General features: G+C 71.8%; 2 protein-coding genes. Both read right to left on the reverse strand.

The window, feature by feature from the left end:
- The coding region (locus D7Y11_RS42500) for an ATP/GTP-binding protein (protein ID WP_233607591.1) at window positions 1-639 on the reverse strand (639 nt) is incomplete at its 3' end.
- Window positions 636-1782 (reverse strand): anhydro-N-acetylmuramic acid kinase (locus D7Y11_RS42505; RefSeq protein WP_233607592.1); only part of this gene is annotated, 1147 nt, incomplete at its 5' end. The genes D7Y11_RS42500 and D7Y11_RS42505, both read right to left, overlap by 4 nt.

Raw genomic sequence — 1782 nt, forward strand, 5'->3', positions numbered from 1 at the left:
CTCCAGGCCCGCGGGGGGCGTGCCGGGCTGGGCGGGACGGGGCGGCGGGACGATGCGCTTGGCGCGCAGGTCCTTGATGACCAGCCGGGTGATGGTCTTGAGCGCGTCCATCACGCCGCGGCCGTTGGCGGCGGCCGTCTCGAAGTCGGGGACGCCGCGGGGGTTGAGCTCCCGGCGCAGGTCCTCCACGGAGAGGATGTTGTCCAGGTCCCGCTTGTTCCACTGCATCACCAGTGGGAAGCGGTCCAGGCGGATGCCGTTCTCCAGGAGGTTCTCCTCCAGGTTCGCCAGGGACTCGCGGTTGGCGTCCATGGCCTCCGCCTGCGAGTCCGCCACGAACACGACGCCGTCCGCGCCCTGGAGCACCAGCTTGCGGGTGGCGTTGTAGAAGACCTGCCCGGGCACGGTGTAGAGGGCCAGGCGCACGGAGCAGTCGCCCACGCGCTCGACCTTGACCGGTAGGAAGTCGAAGAACAGCGTCCGGTCGCCTTCGGTGGCGATGGACATCATCTCTCCGCGGTGGGCCGGGCGAACGGTCTCGTAGACCTTTCGCAGGGTCGTCGTCTTCCCCGACAGGCCGGGGCCGTAGAAGACGATCTTCGCGGCCACTTCGCGGGCCATCAGGTTCACGCTGCTCACGGTGTCAGCTTACCTAGAACGACTCGGCGCCCGGCGCCAGTTGCCGGGCGAACATTCGCGGGCGTCCCGGCCCGGTGCTCGGCCGCGAGCAGGGCGAAGAGGGCCGCTTCCTTCGCCTCTTCGGGGAAGCCCAGCACGTCCAGCCGCTCCAACGGCACCGGGGCCAGCCGCGCCCGAAGATCCGCCATGAGCACAGGATTCCGCGTCCCGCCGCCGGAGACATACACGGCCTCCAGCCGGGGAAAGCGGGGCCGCACCCAGGTGTCGAAGGCGCGCGCGGTGGCCTCCACGGTGAAGGCCCGCGCGGTGGCCATCAAATCGTGGGGCCGCTCCGGGGCCGCCGCCCAGAGCCGGTCCACCAACGGTTCGCCGAAGCCCTCGCGGCCCGCGCTGCGCGGAGGTGGCCGCGCGAGGAACGGATGCGCGAGCAGTTCCTCCAGGAGCGCGGGGATCACCTGGCCCCGGGAGGACAGGCTCCCGTCCCGGTCGCACGCGAGCCGTCCCTGCGTCACCCGGCGCGCCAGCCCGTCCAGCACCATGTTCGCGGGCCCGGTGTCGAACGCGAGCGTGTCGTCCACGTGCTCGCCCACGACGCTGATGTTGGCGATGCCGCCCAGGTTGAGGAACGCGCGCGTGACCTCCGGCCGTTCGCGGTTCCGGAAGACGGCCCAGTCCAGGTAGGGCACGAGCGGAGCGCCCTGGCCGCCCACCGCCATGTCGCGGGTGCGGAAGTCGCTGACGACGGGCAGGCCGGTGCGCTCGGCGATGACGGCCGCTTCGCCAATCTGGAGCGTGGAGGCGATGGCGGACAGGTCCGAAGGAAGGTGGGCCATCGTCTGGCCGTGCGAGCCGACGACGTGGACGTCCTCGCGCTTCACGCCCGCGCGCGCGATGACGGCCAGCACGGCCTCGGCGAAGCGCTCCCCCAGTTCGAAGTTGAGGGCGCAGAGGCTCCGGGCGTCTTGAGGGCCCAGCACTCGCGCGACCAGGTCCGGCGTGAAGGGATGGGAGACATGCGCGAGCAGTTGGAGCTTCACGTCCGCGCCGGTGCCGTCCACCCTGCACAGCGCCGCGTCCGCCGCGTCCACGCTGGTGCCGGACAGCACGCCCACGCACAGCCGGGGCGGCAGGGAGGGGGAGGGT

Source organism: Corallococcus sp. AB018 (assembly GCF_003986945.1).
GTDB lineage: Bacteria > Myxococcota > Myxococcia > Myxococcales > Myxococcaceae > Corallococcus > Corallococcus exiguus.